The following is a 21,717-nucleotide window of genomic DNA, read 5'->3' on the forward strand; positions in this document are numbered from 1 at the left end:
GTGAATACTTACCCACCATTAAAAATCCGTCCGGCGGTCAGATTAAATTCTGGAAAAACTACGGATTTCACTGTTTCATTATAAAATTTAAGTTATTGTGGAGAAATAAAATTGCTTATCTATCTTCAAGCATTTTGACGCAATCGTGTGTGATAAAATCCTGATAATTTGTTACAAATGGAGGTAGTCCAGGTGGTACAACAAATTCTCCCGACGCTTCTCTATTTGCCACTTCTAAATTTAGTTCAAACAAAAATCCCAGAGAATCTTCATCTGGATTCATCCCATAACCTAAACGGACTGCTAGATCAAGATTAGCATGAGCTTTATGTAAAGGTGTATCCCCTGGTTGATCTAATGTTTGATACAATTCTCGTAAACTCCAATTATTTTTTATCATTGTTTTGCGACGAACTTCTCTTAATTTTATAGCTGCATCTGCAATACTTCTAACTTGAGATATTGTCGGATTTTGAGGCCAGGGAAAAGTATTAAATACCGATTCAGAAGTATACCGTGAATCTCCTTTTAAACTCGAACACTTTTCAGTAAACCAAAGCCAATGAATACCAGATTGTAAAATACCAAAAGAATAATCATCAGCTAAACTAAAAACTTGCAGAGCATCATTAGGACGGATATCAAAACTGACAAATTCAAATATTGATCTTTTAGTTACTCGACTACAAACAATATAACGGGGTAAAGATTCAATTTTTTCAATCATTTCAGGACGATATCTCCAATATTTCCACCAACGACGGAAATGTGTTTGGCGAGGGCCAGTTTCTTTACCAGTTTTCTTTTTTTCATCTTCAGCATTAGCCTGTATTGTAGGCATAACATACTTTTTTACATGAGCAAATGCTTGACTATATTTCATGGCTAAAGATGGATCAGCACATTTGTTTAAGTCAATGGCATAACGAGAAGGGAGACTTTGGGGATGGCTTAAGATATCATCACCAGTTAAATAAGGGTAAATGACTGGTTTGGATTTACGATCTTGTAAAAATACAGCGGCTTCTTCTGGCGATAGCAAAAAACCTTCATGTCCATGAGTTTGTCCCTGATAACAAGCTTCTGAATTAGCATTGGCGATAATTTTTTTAGCTTGAGTAACATCAAATCCCGCAGAAAGAGCCGAATTAATCCGATCTAATTCTAAAACTTGCCAAGGACTATCTAACGAGTCTCCTAACTGAGTGTAAAGTTTCTTTTTGCCCTGATATTCACCTTTTACCCAATTAACAATCGAAACATGAACGGCAGCATCACCCGACCAAACTTGACTAGATACAGCTTCGGTAATAGTGCCACTATTAGCAACAATATAGTCTAAACCACCTTCGCGGGAATAATTTTGACGAATTGTATTAGTACCAACTAAACCCGCCCGACCGCCTGTTATTAATTGATCATGGGTTTTGCGAAACCAATAAACACAGTAATCAGCACGTCCAGGTATATCTGGATATTTTTCTCTGAGTTTTCTCACATAATTATTACCAAATTCTTGCTGCATTTTATTCTTGGATTGAAAAGGAGGGTTGCCAATAATTGCATCAGCTTTAACCCAATCTTCAAATAAAGCATCTTTACAAACGATATTTTTATCTAGTGTATCTAAAGGAAGTGGGTTTTCATGTAAGCCTAATTTATCAATAGCCACTTTCCGAGCAATTATTAATGTTACCCGTGCTAACTCTATGGCAAAAGGATTATTATCAATTCCATAGAATTGTTCTGGAGTAACAAATCCTATGCTTAACTGAGAAGTGCCTGATTTTTCCGCTATTTTATCCAGCAATAATTGTTCGGATTGTTTGAGTTCCTGGTAAGCCATATACAAAAAATTACCAGATCCACAAGCCGGATCTAATACCCGATAGTTTTGTATTTCTAGTCGCAAAGAGTTTAATTCTTCAATTGTATTGGCTTGCTCAATTTTATCCTCCCAATGTTTACTAATTGTGGGTCGGACAATTTTCATAATATCGTTTTCTGAGGTGTAATGAATACCACCACTATGACGACTTTCCCCGGTAATTGTACTTTCAAATATGCTACCAAAAATAGCTGGACGGATCTTACTCCAATCTTCAGAAGCAGATGCGGCTAAAAATTCTAATTCTTCCCTATGTAAATCAAGCGGAGGAATGGTCGAAAATAATCCACCATTAAAATAATCCACGTCTTGATAACGACCATAAGGTGTAATTCCTTTGGTATTCATTTCCCGAAACAAACCATTATATAAAATATCGTATGTACTTTCGCCCTCTAAACATCGTTGAATACAGTTAGTAAAAAGGTTCGGGGGTAACATCCCTCTATACTGAGCAAACATTGCAATTACACATTGAAGCACAAATCTTTGAGCATCTAAATCGGTAAAATTATTTCTCTTATTTCTCTGACTTCTAGCCTGAAGTCTTTGAAATAACTCACCCATTCTTTGAGCCGCTCTTTTTGTTACTTCTATGATTTGCTGATTCCGAAAATTAGGACGCTGAGTGCTAAACTCCATAAAAGTAAAAGCGTCTAATCGTTCTGGTAATTCTACTAAACGAATAATATCAACTGGAGTATCAATGATTTTTTCAAAATCATAAATCCAAAACTCATCAAAATTACATAAAATTACATATCTTGGTCTGGGTGTTAAATTTCTGGAATATTCCCAGGCTTGACCATAATGTTGATTTAGTTTTTTTTCTTTCTTTGATTTCATTTCTATTAATACAGAATCTAAGGGCTCACGTCGCCAAAAAAGATCGGCGAATCCTGTATTACCTTTCCTGCTACCATCAGGAACAACTTCTTCACATATTGCTCCAGCCTCTCTTAAACCTTCTTTATAGCCAAATGCTTGAAAGAATTGATCTATAAATATTTGCCCTTCCCCTCTTTCTCGACCCGTAATATATTGCTGGCAATAATTAACAAAATGATGAATAGTTTCAGGTGTTGCTGGCATATAAGAATCAATATTTATGAGGTTCTAACATTTGCATCTAACACATTCCAAATTAAAACATCTTGAATTAAAAAGCGTTTTCCACATTCCCGATCACGGATTTAAGAGGACGACGCAGATGAACACAGATTAAAATCCGTGAAATCCGTGAAATCCTCTTAAATCTGTGATCCCGATTTCAAATATACAGATATTTAGAATAAACCGCCATTCCCGATCACGGATTTAAGAGGACGACGCAGATGAACACAGATTAAAATCCGTGAAATCCGTGAAATCCTCTTAAATCTGTGATCCCGATTTCAAATATACAGATATTTAGAATAAACCGCCATTCCCGATCACGGATTTAAGAGGACGACGCAGATGAACACAGATTAAAATCCGTGAAATCCGTGAAATCCTCTTAAATCTGTGATCCCGATTTCAAATATACAGATATTTAGAATAAACCGCCATTCCCGATCACGGATTTAAGAGGATGACGCAGATGAACACAGATTAAAATCCGTGAAATCCGTGAAATCCTCTTAAATCTGTGATCCCGATTTCAAATATACAGATATTTAGAATAAACCGCCGCTTGTCCACAATATTGCTCCTGTTCATCTAACACATTCCAAATTAAAACATCTTGAATTAAAAAGCGTTTTCCACTACTAGAAATTCTCACCCCTTGATAGTTTTTAACAAATCCTTTAGCCGTAGTTTCTGCTAACAAGCGATCGCGTTCCTCCTGTACCATCGGTTCGGCGGTTTTTCGAGAGGGCATTTGAGTTAATTCTTCCCAGGTTAACTCCCACATTTTCAAGGCTTTTTGATTGCCATAATTAAAAATTGGATCGGGTTCAATTCCGTGGGAAACTAACACAAAGGGTGAGTAAAATAAGGTTTCTGCAACCTCCTCCGGGGTGTCATTGAAATTTAACAGGATTTCCCCTGTCCAATGTTGATAACTCCTCAAAATTCTTTGGGTATGAATAATAATTCTGTCTTGTTTCCAGGGTGAAATCATCTATGATACAAAGATAGTGTTTACAAATCTTAATAAAATGACAACCACAACTTCCCCCCAAATCACAACCCCCTTTGAACCCCAGACCTGGACATGGAAAGGTCATCAAATCCAGTATACCGCCACCGGAAGCGGACAGCCCTTAGTGCTGATTCATGGGTTTGGTGCATCCATTGGACATTGGCGTCATAATATCCCTATTTTAGCCCAAGGAGGATACCGGGTTTTTGCTTTAGATTTATTGGGATTTGGGGCATCCGCAAAACCTAATCTCGATTATAGTTTAGAATTGTGGGAAGAATTACTAACAGATTTTTGGGCAGAAAAGATTCAACAACCCGCTATTTTTATCGGCAATTCTATCGGGGCATTATTAGGTTTAATCATGGTTGCTAACCATTCTGAAATATCAGCAGGGGCGGTATTAATTAATTGTGCAGGAGGGTTAAATCATCGCCCCGAAGAATTAAATTTACCCCTGCGGTTGATTATGGGATTATTCGCAAAAGTTGTGAATAATCCTATTATTGGGCCGTTTATGTTTAATCAAATTCGGCAAAAACACCGCATTAGAAATACTTTACATCAAGTTTATGGCAATAAACAAGCCATTACCGATGAATTGGTAGACCTATTATATACTCCTTCTAATGATATTGGTGCTCAACAGGTCTTTGCTTCGATTTTAACCGCCCCTCCCGGCCCTCAACCCTCAGAATTATTACCCCAAATTCAACAACCGTTATTAATTATTTGGGGAGAAACTGACCCTTGGACACCAATTACTGGGGCAAAAATTTATCAAGATTTGGCGGAAATAAATCCATCTGTTGAATTTATTTCAATTCCAGATACAGGTCATTGTCCCCATGATGAACGTCCTGAAAAGGTTAACTCTATTATTTTGAATTGGTTAGACCAATTGAGTATAAAATAAACTCTTGTAGGGTGGGCTATACCCACCTAATTAATTAATAAAAAAGCCTAAAATATTATGGGAATAGGAAACTACGAACGCCAAAGCCAATATTTTAATAGTCCTGAAATTTATAAATCCTTAGAGGAAATTTATTCTGATTTAGATAGCTGGACTAATGAAATTTTTGAACAAGAATCTGACCGTTTTGAAAACGTAAATTTTCATATTTTACTCCCGCCTTTGTTTTATGAAGGTAAATTTATTAAAGGATTATATTTTAGTGAATCTGTAGATTTATTAAATAAACTTTTACCTCAACTTTCTGAGGTTTTCTTTTCAATAGCTGATTCCCTTTGGTGTGCTTATCCTTGGTCTAATACGGCTGATGCCTATTTTTGTTTATATGATAATCCCTCCCGTGCAGATTGGTTTAAAAAAACCTATCCTCAACGGGCTAATAAAATTTTAATTCCGGCTTCTAATGGCGATTTTATTAATGAATATTTGATTGCACCTCAGCCCATTAAAACCAAAGATATTGATATTTTGTGCGTGGCTAAATTATCTCCTATTTATAATTTACCGATAATTGCCCAGGCATTAAATATTTATCAAAAAAAATATAATAAACCTTTAAAAATGACTCTAATTTTAGAGGATAATTTTGATTTTAATTCTATTGAATTACTAAGTAATGAAGCTCAATTAGAATGGCAAAAAATTCAAACTATTTTAGTTAACAATTTAGATAATATTAAAATAGTTTCTCAAGTTGACTATTATCAAGAAATGCCTCTGTATTATTCTCGGTCTAAAGTTTGTCTTTTGGGTTCTCTTTTAGAAGGAAAAAATCGCAGTCTTTCAGAAGCGATGAGTTGTAATATTCCGGTGATTTGTTTTGGGCAATTCAATCAATATGTCAGAGGTAAAGCTGAATTATTCCCTACGGGATCAGGGTTATTATCGGAATTTGATCCTGAAGCTCTAGCTGATAATATTCATACTACTTTAGATAATTTAACGGTTTTTCAACCCCGTTTTAATTATTTAAAATATCAAGGTCGCAAAAACTTTTTTAATACTTGTTTAGATAGTTTTCCTTATTATTATAACACAGTTCCTGATTATATTAAAGGACAAGCCTATAATAATTTATGGTTAGATTTAGCCCTACAATATAATTATCAAATCAGTCTGCATGATTTTTTATATGGACGTTCTCCGCGATCGCATTTACAAGGATTAGTTAATATTTATAAAATTCTGAATCAATGGATTAGAATTCACGATTAAGATTAAAGAGAGAAACACAAAGGCACTAAGACACGAAGTAAGAAGGTAGGATAATCACAATTATGAAAACAATTAATTACCGCAGAATTATTGATTTAACCCATAAAATTGATCCTGATATTCCTTTATGGCCAGGTGATCCTGCTGTGGAATTAGAAACTATAGCAGATTTTTCGACATCGGGATATTATTTAAGAAGGTTTTCCATGGGAGAACATAGTGGAACTCATTTGAATTCGCCTAAAAGTTTTTATCAAGATGGAATTGGAATTGATGATTATTCGCCAGAGTCTTGTATTCTTCCCGCAGTTGTGATTAATATTAGAGAAAAAGCTAGTCAAAATCCTGATTCAATTTTAACGGTGAGTGATATTGAATTATGGGAAAAACAGTATAATATTATTCCTGAAAATAGTATGGTTTTACTTGATACAGGTTGGGAAAAAAAATGGCATAATCCCATTGATTTTTTAAATATTGATACTGAGGGAAAATTGCATTTTCCAGGGTTTGGGAGTGAAGCAACTCAATTTTTAATCGAACAAAGAAATATTAAGGGAGTTGGAATTGATACCCATGGAGTTGATCCGGGTTTTGATCATAGTTTTAATACTAATAAAATGATTTTGAAAAATAACGGTTTTGTGTTAGAGAATTTGACAAATCTGGATCAACTTCCCGCCACTGGAATTACCTTAATTATCGGTATTTTAAAATTAACAGGCGGTTCGGGTTCACCTGTTTCTGTGTTAGCCTTAATTTAAGTTAAACTGTTAATTACCCGGTCGTTTAACTCTTGAATTCTGACGACTTGAGCCATAATTTCCCCATCGGGGCGTTAAACTAGATAGAAATGAGCGTAGCAACGGGAAAAGGTAGAATGAATAGGTCTTGGATCAAAACCTGGATGGGAGGGTCAAATCCTCAACAGATAGTCCCCCAGAAAACAAAGATTGGGAAAAGACTGGGGCGACTTTTGGGAAGTTGGATGATCGCCCAAGGGGTGCTGATGGGAACTCCGGCTTTTGCGGATAACGTCCCAAAAACCATCAGCTACAGTCAACTGTTGCAGAAAATTCAAGCCGGGGAAGTTCAAAAAATTGAAGAAGACCCCTCACGACAAATGGCGAAAGTCACTTTGAAGGGAGAGAAAGATAAAAAGGCTGGGTCGATATATTTTGTCTCCCTGTTTGCCCAAAACCCGGAATTGATGGGAGAAATTCGGGCAAATAATGTCGAGTATGGAGTTAGCCCTTCGGCGGATAATAGTATGGCCATGGGGCTGATCGTCAATATGCTGATTATTTTTGGCCTATTGGCGATTTTATTAATGATTCTGCGACGGTCTACCCAAGCATCGGGCCAAGCGATGAATTTTGGCAAATCCAAGGCCAGGTTTCAAATGGAGGCGAAAACTGGCATCTTATTTGAGGATGTGGCGGGAATTGAGGAAGCTAAGGAAGAATTACAGGAAGTTGTCACCTTCTTGAAGCAACCCGAACGTTTTACCGCGATTGGGGCTAAAATTCCCAGAGGAGTATTGTTAATTGGGCCCCCAGGGACGGGAAAAACCCTCTTAGCCCGGGCGGTGGCTGGGGAAGCCGGAGTCCCGTTTTTTAGTATTTCTGGGTCAGAATTTGTGGAGATGTTCGTCGGGGTCGGGGCTTCCCGGGTGCGGGATTTATTTAGAAAGGCGAAGGAAAATGCCCCTTGTTTGGTGTTTATTGATGAAATTGATGCGGTCGGACGTCAACGGGGCGCGGGTATTGGTGGGGGAAATGATGAGCGTGAACAAACCCTAAACCAATTATTAACGGAAATGGACGGTTTTGAAGGAAATACGGGCATTATTGTGATTGCGGCGACTAACCGCCCCGATGTTTTGGATGCGGCGTTATTGCGTCCGGGTCGATTTGATCGACAGGTTATGGTGGATTTACCTAGTTTTAATGGCCGCTTGGGGATTTTGGAAGTTCATGCTCGGAATAAGAGGTTATCGGAGGATGTTTCTTTAGATGCGATCGCCCGTCGGACGCCGGGATTATCGGGGGCAGATTTAGCGAATTTACTCAATGAAGCGGCGATTTTAACCGCCCGACGTCGTAAGGAATCAATTACTCCTTTAGAAATTGATGATGCGATTGATCGGATTACGATTGGGTTAGCTTTAACGCCGTTATTAGATAGTAAGAAAAAGCGTCTGATTGCCTATCATGAAATCGGACACGCTTTGTTAATGACTTTATTGAAGAATTCTGATCCTTTAAATAAAGTTACTATTATTCCGCGTTCGGGAGGAATTGGTGGTTTTGCTCAACAAATGTTTAATGAAGAAATGGTCGATAGTGGATTATATACGAAATCCTGGTTAACCGATCAAATTACCATTTGTTTGGGCGGACGAGCGGCGGAAATGGAGGTTTTTGGGGATTCGGAAGTTACGGTTGGAGCCAGTAATGATATTCAAACGGTAACGAATTTAGCCAGGGAAATGGTGACTCGTTATGGAATGTCGGAATTGGGTTTAGTTGCTTTAGAAAGTCCCTCGGCGGAAGTGTTTTTAGGTCGAGGATTTCCTTCTCAATCGGAATATTCGGAGGAAGTAGCTACCCAAATTGATCATTTAATTCGAGATCTGGCTTTTGACTGTTATGAAAAAGCTCGAAAACTGGTTCGTGAAAACAGAATGTTAATGGATCAGTTGGTGGAATTACTGTTAGAAATTGAAACCTTGGAGGGAGAACAATTTCGGAAATTAGTGGCAGAATATACTCCCCTGACAGTTAAGGTTAGTTAAGCTGTTAAACACCTAGATTTAGGGCTGTTTTGTTCTCTGGCTGACCTGTTTGATCAAAAAAGCGATCGCCTCTGAAAAATTAGCAAGCGATCGCTATCTAATTGATTAATTGAAAAAGGGATAAACTCGCTCTAGTTGATGACTTTGGTTGTGAGCTAATCCATTCCAGAATTTGATCAACTTTCTGTTGTAAATTAGCAACATCAACAATGACCTTACCAATTCCGACATTTTCATCCCGAACTTTAAACTGACGCACATCGCGACCAAAGCCCATCAGTGCTGGACGTTCCACATAAGTGACACGGTGCAACACCCGCCAAGTGTTATTGGGCTTACCCCCAAGAGTTTCACGCAACGCCCGTGCTTCTTCGTCATTGCTTTACAACCATTCCGGGTCAACCACATAGTTAAAGAAGTCTTGGAAGTGTTGGGTACTCCCTTCAAGATAGAAACTCATAAAGCGATAACGGTCAACTTTTTCCCCTGGCAGGATGGGGTTATCTTTATAGTCCGTCACCCCTTTATTTTCCATCCCACTCAAGTCAATATTCAACTCAAAACCCTTGCTACGAGATTCGGTTTTACTCATGGTTTGAGTCATGTTAACGGTGGCTTGGGCGAAGAGTTCTGACTCCATATTGTGCAATGTAAATACGTTTTAGCTATTGCTCTGCAAAAGCACTTTTACATAGCAATAAGACGACTTTAACTAGAAAGAAACAGCGTAGTTATAGACTTTTGCGCCTGAACGGGGGATAATTGCCCAGCGCATTGTACTTTCAAGAAAATATTCGTACACTGTACGATCCTTAGTACCAATTTGTAGTTCAAAAATCCAATTTTCTGGCACTGTTTCCCCAAAATCCGCAGTCTGGCGGTCAGAAGTAGGATATAAGATAAGTTTTGCATCTGCATTCATCAAAGAACGCAATTTTTCCGTAGCCATTGCTTTAGTAGCATCTGCTGGTAAACCAAAAAGACCCGGCTTTTTAAGAATCATTGCTAAAGGACTTTCAGGATGAGTATCATCCTCCAGAAAACTCTTAATTGCTAAAGATAAAGCTTCAGTAAATGTAACTTTACCCGTTAAAGACATTTGTTTGTTAATTGCACTATGAGTCGCAACAAACTGTAATTGAGGAACTTGGAATTGTTGTTTGATACCAGCAATGGTATTTTTTCCATAAGCTAAAGTAGAAACATTGTTTCCGGCTGCATCAAAAAGTTTAGCTTCATCTCCGGCATCATTCCAAATGGCAGTACCACTACCAAAGGAGAAACCACCCGTTTCAGGATGTACTTCATTAGTATAAACGCGGAAACTCTTACCAGCTTCTAAGATAGTGCCTTGTGGGAACGTGAATACTTGCTTGAGGCTACCCGCAGAAGTGATTTTCCAACCGGAGAGATTCGCTGGACTGTTACCGGGGTTGCTAATCTCTATATATTCATCGGCTTGAGTGCGTTTGACTTGACCTTTATAAACTAATTTGGAAATCGTTACATCTTTAGTCGCGGTGATGGTAAATTCTTCCGAGTCACTGACTAAAGGTTCGGGCGTTGTTTCCGGTGCAGGAGTTACTTCTGGTACGGGTTGGGGTGCGGGGGTTACTTCCGATGTTGTTTCCGGTGCAGGAGTTACTTCTGGTACGGGTTGGGGTTGGGGTGCGGGGGATTGAATAACAGGAACAGCACCTTTCACCAGGATTGAGTAAATTCGATTGCTTGAACCTGAAAAAGCTGTCGCGTTAGCACCAGAGGCAGTGAAAAGAGCTGTGCCAGTTAAATTTCCTAAGTCCCAAGCGTCCTGTGCAGTTTTACGGTTGAAACTGACAGAACCTGCTCCGGGATAATAGATCCCAATATAGTCACCTTTTTTCACTGTAATGGGTGTAGATATGGCAAACTGGTTAAGTCCCACCACTGGGGTTTTGAGATCGCTCTTGCCCACTACTGACCAAGAACCTGCTTCCTTTCTGTAAATAATCAGTTGTACAGATGCTGTTGTATCCGCCCAAATTTCCCAGGCATTAAGATCACCATTGATGTTGATGGGATTGTTGGTATCTACGATATAAAAATTAGTTCTGCTATCACTAATTTCCCGCTTTTTCAGTTCATTTCCACCAGTCAAAGCTTCGGTAGATTGGAGACTTGATATTTCACTGTTATTCATGGATGTTTTATGTAACTTGTAATTGATTCATCTATACTACCGCTATCTTGCGATCGCGTCCAATTAAACCTCACATCTTCCGTCATGGTTAATTCCACTGAAGTTGCGCCGTTATAATCATCGGCTAAGGTGAGGTTTTCACTAGGTACTGGGGGTGCTCCTTCGATGTAACCCAATAAAGTGGGAGCAAATTGAGCATTGCCAATCCATTTGTAAGTCCTATTTGATCAAAAAAGCGATCGCCCCTGAAAAAATTAGCAAGCGATCGCTATAAACTACCAAATTTGTTCCAGATTTAGCACAAAATCTGGTAATACATCTTCACCTGAAATACTATTAGGAATATCTAAAACTTCTATTTCTTTACCAATCCTGTAAATCTCAACTTGTTGATTTTTGCAATTAATTAACCAACCCAGCCGACAGCCATTTTCCATATATTCTTGCATTTTGTCTTGAGTTTTTTTCAAACTATCATTAGGAGAAAGTAACTCAATCACAAAATCAGGACATAAAGGAATAAACTTTTCTCTTTGTGCAGAAGTTAAAGCCAGCCAACGAGATTTTTCTAACCAAGCAACATCAGGCGATCGATCTGCTTTATTTGGTAAAGTAAAACCAGTGGATGAGTCAAAAACTTCACCTAATTGAGTACGTTCATTCCAAATTCCTAATTGTAAATTAAGTTTAGAATTGCGTTTTCCTGTTTCTCCTCCAGTGGGTGGCATAACAATTAATTCTCCCTCAGCATTACGTTCTAATTGTAAATCTGGATTAGCTGCACACAGTTGATAAAATTGATCATGTGTGAGTTTAATAATCGGATTGAGATTTAAAGTAACTGTATTCATTTTCCCCTCAAATTAATTGTTATAATTGATGACAAGTTGAAATTGAGATTAATTGAGTTTTCAGGTATTAAAATGTGGAGTTTGTGGTTTTCCCATTCCGTCAGTTAAAGCATAACTGGTTGTTAATAACCACATCCAAAGTTTAGGATAACGGGGTTCTAACCAGGGTTGAATTTTGCGACTGAAATTAGGAAGCCAACCGCAAAGGAAACTAATCATAGATAATACCATAAATTGAATAAAATTCTTCATCCATCTTAGAACTTCTCCCACATTTACAAAGTCTAAAATCCAAATTAATAATAAAGGATTTATCCGGGCTGCTTTCAGGGCTAACCGCGTAAAAATCCACCAAGTTGTTCGATCTTTAATAAAGGTTTCCGCAATTTCTTGAGATTCTGTTGCTAAAACCCCAAAAAAAGTATTTAAAATTGAGTTAATTTTTTCTGGGGGCAAATATTTACCCGTGGGTACCATCATCCCTTTAGAAAATAACCAGGTAACAGAAACATTAGTTTGATACGCCCGAATTTGATCTAGGGATTTTGCGGTTAATAAATCATGTTTTAAAGCGGTATTTAATAGGTCTGTTAATCGAGATAAATTCCGCACTAAAGACCCAAATCCAGTAAACACCAAGGGAGATTGTAAAGAAGCAGCATCGCCAATTAAAATTAATCGATCAACACTAATTTTGCGATCGCTACTTCCGGTACTAAAATGCCCCGGAATATAGCCAAAAGTTGGTTTTTTCCAAACTAATTTATCCATATCACAGCGACGATATTCGGGTAAAATAGTGAAAAAATCTTCATACATTTCCAATAGAGAACCGGGGTTTTTAGGATTAACTTGATGATAGTGAAACAGATAAAAAGTTAATTCATTTCCTGCTCCGGGAAACAGTTCCCAAATTAACTGTCTACCCCGAGAAATATCCCCATGACTATTTAAAACGTCCCCATAGGTGGCATCCCAAACCCCCGGTTCAAACCCCCCCTCAATTACCGCCCCCACCGTCGGACATACGCTATCAAAAGCCCGTCCTCCGTTCAATTGCCAAGCAATAGGGGAGGCCGTTCCCATGGCATCTACTAATAGCCTTCCGGTGGCAGTTCGTTCGGTTTGGCTGGGAATATGCAGGGAATTAATAGTAACTTGATTGGGGTTAATATTCGCTTGTAAAAACTCCGTTTCATCCCAAATATCTCCTCCAGCTTGCTTGAGTTTTTCCCCGGATAATTTTAATAGAATTTCAGCATCTAAGGCAACATTTAAAACCGTTGGAGTATGGAGAATTTCAGCTTGAGCAATTTTAGGATTATAAGCATCAAAAAACTTATGAAATCCATCTTTATATTCTCTGGCGATAAAACTTTCGATTTCCGTCGGGGTAAATAATTTTAAATCAATTAAACTTTTTAACTCACTCCGAGAAATATTCCATTCTCGGTTCATCCGACCAAAAGGCAACCGTTCAATTAATAATACTTTATAGCCTAATCTTGCCATCACCGCCGCATGAATTACCCCTAAAGCACCCCCGATATAAATTAAGTCATAATTAGGGGAATCATCGGTCTGGGAATCATCACTTTTAAAAATAACTTGTTTAGGAGTTTGGGGATTTCTTACTCCTTCTCGCCAGCGTTTTTCCCACCAATAAACCCGTTTGAGATCAAATTCCCCATTGGGCATTTTTTTGAAGTATTTGACCGTTAAAGGATAATCTTTTTCTAATCCTTCAAAAATAGATTGTTGAGATAAATTAATCTCTGGAGGTTCGGGATATTGATGGGGAAATGCGGTTCTAATTTCGGTTTCTAAATGCTTTAAAAATAGTTTTTCTTGGGTTTTGGGCGGTTGACCGATGCGAAATACTTTTAAATAAGTTGTCCGTTGCACTGACCAAACAAAAATTGAAAGTTCATGACATTCTGTTGTGTTTTCATGCTGGGGAGAAAACCGCAACCTAAAACCATCGGGGGTGATAAATTTTTCCCCCATTTCTGCTTGAAATTTTTCTTGCAACCAAGTACAAACCTGTTGAGTACCGGGAGTGGGAACTTCAAGATATAAAATTTCTTTGATGTTTGCCATTCTCAGCTTGACCTCAGTTGCAATAACTTTACCAGATCAAGTTGTACCATAAAAGGGTATCAACTGTTCGAGTAATTTGGAGAAACAAAAATGACTGAAAAAACGCCAATTCAGGGTTTAATTGGGCAACAGCGAGACTTTTTTGCCACTGGACAAACCCAGGATATCCAGTTTCGCCTTACCCAACTTCAGGGTTTGAAACAGGCGATCGCCTTCCATGAAACAGCCATTATTAATGGGATAAAAGCCGATTTATGCCGTCCTGACCTGGAATCATGTTTTGAGTTTTCCCCCGTTGCTGAACTCAATTATGCCATTAAACATCTCAAATCTTGGGTTAAACCCCAAAAAATTCCCGCCTCTTTAGGTCAACTTCCCGCCTCAACATTTATTTATCCTCAACCTTTAGGAATTATCCTAATTATAGGCCCTTGGAATTATCCCTTTCAACTATTGATTTCTCCTTTAATTGGAGCGATCGCGGCGGGCAATTGTGCAATTTTAAAACCTTCGGAAATTGCTGTTAATACCTCTAAAATTATTAGTGATATTATCAGCAAAACCTTTAATTCTGAATATATTGCCGTGGTTGAAGGCGGAGTCGAAACCAGTCAAGAATTATTGGCCGAAAAGTTCGATCATATTTTCTTTACCGGGGGGCAAAAAGTCGGTCAAATTGTCATGGAAGCCGCAGCTAAACATTTAACCCCAGTTACTTTAGAATTAGGAGGAAAAAGTCCCTGTATTGTCGAGGATGATATTCAATTAGATTATACCGCAAAACGGATTATTTGGGGTAAATTAATTAATGCGGGTCAAACTTGTATCGCCCCCGATTATTTATTAGTGAATTGTCTAATAAAATCGGAATTAATTATCGCGTTGCAAAAATGGATTAAAACTTTTTTGGGCGATAATCCCGAAACCAGTCCCGACTATTCCCGGATTATTAATCACTTTCATTTTAACAGATTACAGCAATTTTTAAAAGCGGGCAATATTATCACTGGAGGCAAAACCAACCCAGAAACAAAATATATTGCTCCCACTTTAATTGATAATATTTCCTGGGATGATTTAATTATGCAGGAGGAAATTTTTGGGCCGATTTTACCTATTTTAGAATATCAGGATTTAGGAGAAGCGATCGCAAAAATCAACAGTCGTCCCAAACCTTTAGCATTATATTTATTTTCTAACGATAAAAACAAACAAAACCGAATATTACAAGAAACCTCATCAGGAACCCTCTGTTTTAATGATACCGTACTGCAAATTGGGGGGAAATCTTTACCCTTTGGCGGTGTTGGAGAAAGTGGGATAGGAAGTTACCATGGAAAAACCACCTTTGATCGATTTTCCCATTATCGCAGTGTATTAAAACAAACATTTTTATTAGATTTACCCCTACGTTATCCACCCTATAAAGGCAAAGAATGGTTAATAAAAAAAATTCTAATGCAATAATGCGGTTAAGAAATAGATATAAAATCGCTCTCAAAGCATTTTTAGGAATGTCGGATTAATTAATCTAAAAATAAAGTTTTAAAGCTGTGGCGACGATATCGGGGGGAGTCGGGAGTGAAATAACTCCACAGGGTTTCCCAATAAAAAAATGAGATTCCATCAAAGCCGCGATCGCGCACAACCTTCATTTGTTTTTCAATTTGTTCCATCGGAACAGGATGGCGTAATGTTCCACTTAATAACCCAATAATTACCGGGACTTTCCGCCTAGCAATTTGAACAGATTCATGGTCTAATTCTGAAATAAATTTTACCATACTATCTCGATAAACTTGTAAAATAATTTCATCCACTAATCCTTGATCGACCCAGGTTAACCAATCTTGTAAATACATTTCATAGGTATATTCATAAGGATTAGGGGATAAAGAAATAAGACAATTAGGTTTAGCTATTTTAACTTTTTTAACAATTCTTTCAACTAATTTAGTAATTTTATTTGCTCTCCAACTTCGCCATTCTTGATCATAATAATCATTAGGGGGAGACTGACCATTATGTTCTTTTTGATAGAGTTTAATGGTATATTCATCATAGCCAAATTCCACGGGAAGACCGAAATGATCATCCAGTTGAATCCCATCAATATTATATTTCATCACTACTTCTAAAATCAAATCTTCAATAAACTGCTGGACTTGCGGATGAAAGGGATTTAACCAGACATTTTGAATCGTCATCGCTTCTAAAATTTGATTCACAATCCAGTTTTTAACTTTAGTTTGATAGGAAACATCCTCAGAACTCCTTAAAGGATCTAACTCTTTTTCTCCTTTTTGAGTTTGGGCGATCCAGTCGGGATGTCGTTGGACAATAGCAGAGTTTTTAGGCGCCATAAACCCATATTCAAACCAAGGAATTACTTTTAATCCTTTTCTGTGTCCTTCTAAGACAATTTTTGATAGGATATCTCCCCCTAATTGGGTTATATTTAATAATGAATCTTGAGAGCGACCCATGACTCTTTTTCCCACTGCACTTTTATAAAATGTGCTTCCTCTATTCCAAACTACGGGATAAATGGTATTAAATTTTAGTTGCGATAATTGATCTAAAGCGCGATTAATTCCCCAAGGAAAAAATAAGACTCCACTGCTAACATTTGTTAACCAAACTCCTCTAACTTCATTGGGGATAATTAAAATCGGTTGCGAAGATGTGGGGGAAATTAAAAGGGCGATCGCTAAAATCAATGATAAAATTAAACTGGAAATTCCATAGATAATTAAGCTGGTTTTTTTTGTTAATTTCATTATTATTAAGAAAGGAAACACAAAGGCACTAAGACACGAAGAAGGAGAATTGCAAGCGCAACCTCAAATAATAGATTATTTTAATATAATTTTTTCCATTGCTGATCAATATTTTGGGTCGTATCAATGGTGGTAAGATAGTTTTTTTCGGAATCTGTAAAAGGTTGAGATGTGGTACGTTGGGAGGTTAATAAATCAATAGTTGCGTCAGAAATATCCCCTTGACGTTGTTGTAAACGTTCTTGTAAAATATCCATTGGTGCTGTACATTCAATAATTTGTAGGGGTAATTGATGGGTATGACAGGTTTCTATGACTTCTCCCCGTCGTTCTTGTTGCTCATATTTGGCATCTAAAATTACCCAAAATCCTTGTTTTGCTAATAATAATCCTAATTCTAATAACCGTTTATAGGTTTTTTCGGTCATCTCTGGAGTATAGATTTCTTCTCCTCCTGGTTCGTGGAGAGGAACATTTGCTAAATGTTTTCTAACTGCATCGGAACGAATATGAATGGCATTTAATTGTTTAGATAGTTGGCGGGCGGTGGTGCTTTTTCCTGACCCCGATAACCCCGACATCATCACGATTCCTCCTAAAGATTTGCGGGTATATTGCCAAGCTAATTTATAATATTGAGTGGCTTCTTGTTTGGCTATTTCTTTTTGTTTTTCAGTAATAGCTGAATCATCTAATATTAAGGAATTAACTTTGGCTCTAACATAGGCTTGACGGGTTAAATAAAAGGGTAATAATTGTAATCCTTCCCAGTCTCCAGTGTTTTCAATATAAGTATTTAAAAACTTATTTCCTAAATCATTCCGTCCTCGTCCTTCTAAGTCCATAACCACAAAAGCCACATCATAAATTACATCAACAAACCGAAATTCTTGATTAAATTCAATCCGATCAAATAGTAATATTTTATCTTGATAAATACAGATATTTTTTAAATGTAAATCTCCATGACATTCTCGAATAAATCGGTTTTTAATCCGACTCTTAAAAATAGCTTCATGGGTTTCAAAAAAGCTGTCTGTATATTGTTTTGTTTGTTCATATTGTTCTTGAGTTTGACAACAACCAATATATTTTTCTGTTTTTAGATAGTTTCCATCAATAGCATGACGAATTTGAGCAATTTCTCCAAATTTTAAAATATGCTCATTGCTGGGACAATTGAGATGAAACTTAGCCACAACATTTCCTAAAGTTTCCATTTCCTGCTTAGTTAATTTATCTTGATTAAATAAATTAATAAATAAATTTTCTTGGGGGAATTGGCGCATTTTTAAGCTATATTCAATGGCATGATTTTGATTTTCCCCAAATTGAAAGCGATCGCCTATTTCTATTATTGGTAAAACCTCTAAATACAATTCCGGTGCTTGTTGCTGGTTCATTTGTAATTCTTGTTCACAAAAATATCGTCGTTTCTCTAAAGTTGAATAATCTAAAAATCCAAAGTCAACTATTTTTTTTATTTTATAAGCATATTCTCCCGTTAATAATATAAATGAAATATGAGTTTGTAAAAGTTCAATGGGTTCCTGTACCGGATGGGGATAAAAATCCGGTTCTAACATTTGTTGAATTAGCAGAGGAAGTTCAGAGTCAGTCATATTAAAAAAAGATCAAAATGAATTGAATTTTGCGAAAGAAACGGTAATCAGTTGGGTATTATTTTTATTATCTCACCGAAAAAAGCAAATTCTCATAATTTGAAAATAAAAGTTACAGAAAATTTGCTATGATCAACGATAGAATTGTTCAAACCGTTTTACAGAAATAGTCAATGACAGAACCCAAATCCTTTAATGTCTTTGGTGTTGGAAATGCCCTCCTCGATATTTTGGCATTAGTTGAGGATAATTTTATTCAAAGCCATGACCTCAACCGAGGTGCTATGACCCTGATGGATACGGTCAAACAGGGGAAATTATTGCAACAATTAGAAAACAATTCTCTAGAATTACGTTGTGGGGGCTCTGCTGCTAATACTATGATTGCGATCGCCCAAAGTGGCGGTACGGGAATTTATTCGGGTAAAGTTAGTACGGACACCAATGGCGAATTTTATCAACAGGATATGGTCGCCGCTGGAATTGGGTTTGAAATTGAACCCGCCGAGAGTAGCCAAGGGCCAACGGGAACCTGTTTAGTATTAACAACTCCCGACGCAGAACGTACTATGTGTACTAATTTGGGGGTTTCTACAACTTTATCCGTGGCGGATATTAATCTTGATCATTTAAGTCAGTGTGAATACAGTTATATTGAGGGCTATTTGTGGGATGCACCCGAACCCCGTAAGGCTAGTATTGAAACGATGGAACAGTCCAAACGCCTAGAGGTAAAAGTGGCGTTTACCTTTTCCGATATGTTTTTAGTGGGACGGTTTGGGGATGATTTTCGCAGTGTTTTAACTGAATATTGTGATGTCTTGTTTTGTAATGCGGATGAGGTGCGCCACTTCTGCGGTAGCGAAGATTTAGAGGTTTGCGCCCGTCAGTTAGGAGAAAAGGTAAATTTTGTTTTTATTACTAATAGTGATAAGGGCTGTTTAGTAGTGGAAAACCAAACCCTAATTCATGTTCACGGTTTCCCGGTTAAACCCGTGGATACTGTTGGGGCGGGGGATGCCTTTGCAGGTGGGGTATTATACGGACTTACCAACGGTTTAACCACTACCCAAGCCGCCCGTTGGGGAAACTATCTCGGTTCCCAAATTGTTCAAATTCATGGCCCCCGCTTACCCGGATCTCAACGGGATAAATTAAAGGAAATTATTAGTTAGGGTCTGGGGTGAGGGTTCGGGTTTCGGGGTTATTAGCAAGGGAGGACGCTCTCATTGCTCTTTGCAAACTGCTCCCCCTGCTTCCCCCTACTCCCTAAAATTAAGCTTCGGCGTCGCCTTCCTCACCCCGTTCTGGACGAATGATGCTAACAACTACTTGTTCGCCATCACCCGTGGCTTTAACTCCATCAGGTAAGTTAAGTTCTCTAATATGCAGGGCTTGACCTTGATGTAATTCCGTGACATCCACATCAATACGAGCGGGAATGCTACCGGGTTCGCACTCAATTTCCAATTCAGAGAGGACGACATCTAACAGACCGCCTTCCATTTTGACCCCAATAGATTCGCCGACAAAATGCAGACGAACAGAAACGGTTAAACTGTCTTGTTGAGCCACGGAAAAGAAGCTCAGGTGATAGGGAAATCCCTTCCAAGAATGTTTTTGCACTTCTCTGAGTAGGGTTTTACCACTCCAAGAGATATCAGGAATATTCAGTTGAATTAGAGCCTGGTTAACAACGTTCTTTTTGAGTAGGTTTTCTACGGTTTTCGCCGGAATGGTAATGCTAATGGATTCTGCCCCTTGATGGCCATACAGCACCGCCGGAATTAATCCTTGACGACGCAAAGCATTGGGTTTAGAGCCTTCTGGTCGTTTTTGACCTTCAATCGTAATTTCCATGAGGTTTCTTTTACTTAGGGTAAAACGCTTAAAAATTTTTAGCCAAACTATCATTATACCAAAATCTAGCCAAATCGCCATAAAAAATCCTCCCATTACCAAGGGGAGGGCTGGGGTGGGGTCTAAATAAAAAATCCTCCCATTACCAAGGGGAGGGCTGGGGTGGGGTCTAAATAAAAAATCCTCCCATTACCAAGGGGAGGGCTGGGGTGGGGTCTAAATAAAAAATCCTCCCATTACCAAGGGGAGGGCTGGGGTGGGGTCTAAACTAAACTATGATCGGGTTGATAGGATGTAATTGTCTTCATATATTGGGCGCGTTCATAAGCTGATTTATCCTCACAATGGAGTTGCGACATAGAACCCTGCATTTGTTTAACAGACTCATATTCGTGTTCTTCCATCCAGTGTTTCATATCCTCCTCCATGACTTTAATATAATTAAAACCATGACGTAATAAGGTTGAACACACTTGAGTAATTTTTGCCCCCGCCATTAATACTTTAATTGCATCATGACCACGTTGAACCCCACTGGTACAGGCTAAATCCGCATTAATTCGACCATATAAAATTGCAATCCAACGCATAGGTAAACGCAGGTCATGGGGACTACTTAAAATAGTTCCCGGTTCAACAATCAATTCTTCGGGGTTAATATCCGGTTGCAGAAAGCGATTAAATAATACTAAACCATCGGCCCCCGCATCGCAACATTGTTTCGCCATATTCGCCATATTGCTGAAATAGGGACTCAGTTTTAAAGCCAGAGGAATAGTAACTTCTGCCTTAACATCTCTAATGGTATTAAGATAGTTTTGTTCGATTTGTTCTCCTGTTAAATTAATGTCCGTTGGTACATAATAAATATTCAATTCAATCGCATTCGCCCCCGCCTGTTGCATCAGTCGAGCATATTCCACCCAACCCCCAGGAGAAAAACCATTTAAACTAGCAATAATCGGGATATTTGTTGATTCTCTAGCCTGACGAATATGTTCTAAATAAAGTTCTGGCCCAACGTGGTATTCATCAGGTTCAGGAAAATAACTTAAAGCCTCCGCAAAGCTATTTGTTCCGTATTCTAAATGATGATGCAGTTCAAATTTATCCCGCAGTAATTGTTCCTCAAATAAGGAATGTAAAACCACCGCAGCTGCCCCCGCATCTTCTAAGCGTTTAATATTATCAATATCTTCAGATAACGGTGCAGCAGCAGAAGGAACAATCGGAGTTCGTAAATTTAATCCTAGATAAGTTGTGGTTAAATCCATTGTTTTTAGTCCTAAGTTTTAGATGATTAATAATGATTGGTTTGACG

Annotated in this window: 18 protein-coding genes; 6 read left to right on the top strand and 12 right to left on the bottom strand. The window is 38.0% G+C overall.

The genetic code is table 11. The features are described 5' to 3' along the window. Window positions 1-115: 115 nt before the first annotated feature. Window positions 116-2,980: a class I SAM-dependent DNA methyltransferase gene (locus tag NMG86_RS01025; RefSeq protein WP_026796811.1), complete on the bottom strand. Its 2,865-nt coding sequence runs from the start codon at window positions 2,978-2,980 to the stop codon at window positions 116-118. Between the two features lie 550 nt (window positions 2,981-3,530). Further along, window positions 3,531-3,995, bottom strand: coding sequence for an MEKHLA domain-containing protein (locus tag NMG86_RS01030; RefSeq protein ID WP_026788295.1), 465 nt, complete (start codon window positions 3,993-3,995; stop codon window positions 3,531-3,533). Window positions 3,996-4,032: 37 nt separating this feature from the next. Here NMG86_RS01030 and NMG86_RS01035 point away from each other — a divergent pair, with 37 nt between their 5' ends. From NMG86_RS01035 to ftsH, 4 genes are all read left to right on the top strand, one after another. Beyond that, entirely contained in the window at window positions 4,033-4,932 is a 900-nt protein-coding gene (locus NMG86_RS01035; RefSeq protein WP_026796812.1) for an alpha/beta fold hydrolase, read from the top strand. A 57-nt stretch (window positions 4,933-4,989) separates the two neighbouring features. After that, entirely contained in the window at window positions 4,990-6,207 is a 1,218-nt protein-coding gene (locus tag NMG86_RS01040) for a glycosyltransferase (protein WP_043938928.1), read from the top strand. Window positions 6,208-6,269: 62 nt separating this feature from the next. Then, window positions 6,270-6,971, top strand: coding sequence for a cyclase family protein (locus tag NMG86_RS01045; RefSeq protein WP_026796813.1), 702 nt, complete (start codon window positions 6,270-6,272; stop codon window positions 6,969-6,971). A 143-nt stretch (window positions 6,972-7,114) separates the two neighbouring features. Continuing rightward, a complete protein-coding gene (ftsH, locus tag NMG86_RS01050; RefSeq protein ID WP_043938128.1) occupies window positions 7,115-9,004 on the top strand; it encodes an ATP-dependent zinc metalloprotease FtsH in 1,890 nt (629 codons plus the stop codon). 97 nt (window positions 9,005-9,101) lie between these two features. Here ftsH and NMG86_RS01055 read toward each other — a convergent pair whose 3' ends face one another. The 6 genes from NMG86_RS01055 to NMG86_RS01080 all read right to left on the bottom strand — a co-directional run bounded on the left by NMG86_RS01055 (window position 9,102) and on the right by NMG86_RS01080 (window position 14,125). After that, complete coding sequence (locus tag NMG86_RS01055) at window positions 9,102-9,362, bottom strand: hypothetical protein (RefSeq protein ID WP_233423080.1); 261 nt, start codon at window positions 9,360-9,362, stop codon at window positions 9,102-9,104. Window positions 9,363-9,386: 24 nt separating this feature from the next. After that, the gene (locus NMG86_RS01060; protein ID WP_026788299.1) at window positions 9,387-9,644 is read right to left on the bottom strand and encodes a hypothetical protein; all 258 of its coding nucleotides are present in this window, start codon (window positions 9,642-9,644) and stop codon (window positions 9,387-9,389) included. Between the two features lie 72 nt (window positions 9,645-9,716). Further along, window positions 9,717-11,183 carry a lamin tail domain-containing protein gene (locus tag NMG86_RS01065; protein ID WP_026788300.1) on the bottom strand — a complete coding sequence of 489 codons (1,467 nt, stop codon included), beginning with the start codon at window positions 11,181-11,183 and terminating at the stop codon, window positions 9,717-9,719. After that, window positions 11,180-11,359, bottom strand: a complete 180-nt coding sequence (locus tag NMG86_RS01070) for a hypothetical protein (protein ID WP_141292553.1) — start codon at window positions 11,357-11,359, stop codon at window positions 11,180-11,182. Before NMG86_RS01070 ends, NMG86_RS01065 begins: the two co-directional genes overlap by 4 nt. A gap of 99 nt (window positions 11,360-11,458) precedes the next feature. Further along, window positions 11,459-12,034: a Uma2 family endonuclease gene (locus NMG86_RS01075; RefSeq protein WP_026788301.1), complete on the bottom strand. Its 576-nt coding sequence runs from the start codon at window positions 12,032-12,034 to the stop codon at window positions 11,459-11,461. Window positions 12,035-12,094: 60 nt separating this feature from the next. Continuing rightward, window positions 12,095-14,125: an FAD-dependent oxidoreductase gene (locus NMG86_RS01080; RefSeq protein WP_026796814.1), complete on the bottom strand. Its 2,031-nt coding sequence runs from the start codon at window positions 14,123-14,125 to the stop codon at window positions 12,095-12,097. 99 nt (window positions 14,126-14,224) lie between these two features. On the opposite strand from NMG86_RS01080, the gene NMG86_RS01085 reads away from it, so the two are divergent. After that, on the top strand, window positions 14,225-15,601 hold the full coding sequence (locus NMG86_RS01085) for an aldehyde dehydrogenase (protein WP_026796815.1): 1,377 nt from the start codon (window positions 14,225-14,227) through the stop codon (window positions 15,599-15,601). Between the two features lie 59 nt (window positions 15,602-15,660). Here NMG86_RS01085 and NMG86_RS01090 read toward each other — a convergent pair whose 3' ends face one another. Continuing rightward, window positions 15,661-16,914, bottom strand: coding sequence for a glycoside hydrolase family 10-like protein (locus NMG86_RS01090; RefSeq protein ID WP_043938927.1), 1,254 nt, complete (start codon window positions 16,912-16,914; stop codon window positions 15,661-15,663). 80 nt (window positions 16,915-16,994) lie between these two features. Further along, on the bottom strand, window positions 16,995-18,536 hold the full coding sequence (locus NMG86_RS01095) for a bifunctional aminoglycoside phosphotransferase/ATP-binding protein (protein ID WP_026796817.1): 1,542 nt from the start codon (window positions 18,534-18,536) through the stop codon (window positions 16,995-16,997). A 173-nt stretch (window positions 18,537-18,709) separates the two neighbouring features. Here NMG86_RS01095 and NMG86_RS01100 point away from each other — a divergent pair, with 173 nt between their 5' ends. Further along, complete coding sequence (locus NMG86_RS01100; protein ID WP_026796818.1) at window positions 18,710-19,711, top strand: adenosine kinase; 1,002 nt, start codon at window positions 18,710-18,712, stop codon at window positions 19,709-19,711. A 100-nt stretch (window positions 19,712-19,811) separates the two neighbouring features. Here NMG86_RS01100 and NMG86_RS01105 read toward each other — a convergent pair whose 3' ends face one another. Together NMG86_RS01105 and NMG86_RS01110 are read right to left on the bottom strand one after the other, a co-directional pair. Beyond that, on the bottom strand, window positions 19,812-20,396 hold the full coding sequence (locus NMG86_RS01105) for a 50S ribosomal protein L25/general stress protein Ctc (RefSeq protein WP_026788307.1): 585 nt from the start codon (window positions 20,394-20,396) through the stop codon (window positions 19,812-19,814). A 263-nt stretch (window positions 20,397-20,659) separates the two neighbouring features. Beyond that, entirely contained in the window at window positions 20,660-21,670 is a 1,011-nt protein-coding gene (locus NMG86_RS01110; RefSeq protein WP_026796819.1) for a dihydroorotate dehydrogenase-like protein, read from the bottom strand. Window positions 21,671-21,717 lie beyond the last annotated feature (47 nt).

Origin of the sequence: Planktothrix rubescens CCAP 1459/22, assembly GCA_904830895.1 — a bacterium.
Lineage (GTDB): Bacteria > Cyanobacteriota > Cyanobacteriia > Cyanobacteriales > Microcoleaceae > Planktothrix > Planktothrix agardhii.

Bases quoted from the DNA above. Each gene is read 5' to 3' on its own strand.
- NMG86_RS01025 (WP_026796811.1), bottom strand. From the start codon at position 2,980: ATGCCAGCAACACCTGAAACTATTCATCATTTTGTTAATTATTGCCAG.
- NMG86_RS01030 (WP_026788295.1), bottom strand. From the start codon at position 3,995: ATGATTTCACCCTGGAAACAAGACAGAATTATTATTCATACCCAAAGA.
- NMG86_RS01035 (WP_026796812.1), top strand. From the start codon at position 4,033: ATGACAACCACAACTTCCCCCCAAATCACAACCCCCTTTGAACCCCAG.
- NMG86_RS01040 (WP_043938928.1), top strand. From the start codon at position 4,990: ATGGGAATAGGAAACTACGAACGCCAAAGCCAATATTTTAATAGTCCT.
- NMG86_RS01045 (WP_026796813.1), top strand. From the start codon at position 6,270: ATGAAAACAATTAATTACCGCAGAATTATTGATTTAACCCATAAAATT.
- ftsH (WP_043938128.1), top strand. From the start codon at position 7,115: ATGGGAGGGTCAAATCCTCAACAGATAGTCCCCCAGAAAACAAAGATT.
- NMG86_RS01060 (WP_026788299.1), bottom strand. From the start codon at position 9,644: ATGGAGTCAGAACTCTTCGCCCAAGCCACCGTTAACATGACTCAAACC.
- NMG86_RS01065 (WP_026788300.1), bottom strand. From the start codon at position 11,183: ATGAATAACAGTGAAATATCAAGTCTCCAATCTACCGAAGCTTTGACT.
- NMG86_RS01075 (WP_026788301.1), bottom strand. From the start codon at position 12,034: ATGAATACAGTTACTTTAAATCTCAATCCGATTATTAAACTCACACAT.
- NMG86_RS01085 (WP_026796815.1), top strand. From the start codon at position 14,225: ATGACTGAAAAAACGCCAATTCAGGGTTTAATTGGGCAACAGCGAGAC.
- NMG86_RS01090 (WP_043938927.1), bottom strand. From the start codon at position 16,914: ATGAAATTAACAAAAAAAACCAGCTTAATTATCTATGGAATTTCCAGT.
- NMG86_RS01095 (WP_026796817.1), bottom strand. From the start codon at position 18,536: ATGACTGACTCTGAACTTCCTCTGCTAATTCAACAAATGTTAGAACCG.
- NMG86_RS01100 (WP_026796818.1), top strand. From the start codon at position 18,710: ATGACAGAACCCAAATCCTTTAATGTCTTTGGTGTTGGAAATGCCCTC.
- NMG86_RS01105 (WP_026788307.1), bottom strand. From the start codon at position 20,396: ATGGAAATTACGATTGAAGGTCAAAAACGACCAGAAGGCTCTAAACCC.
- NMG86_RS01110 (WP_026796819.1), bottom strand. From the start codon at position 21,670: ATGGATTTAACCACAACTTATCTAGGATTAAATTTACGAACTCCGATT.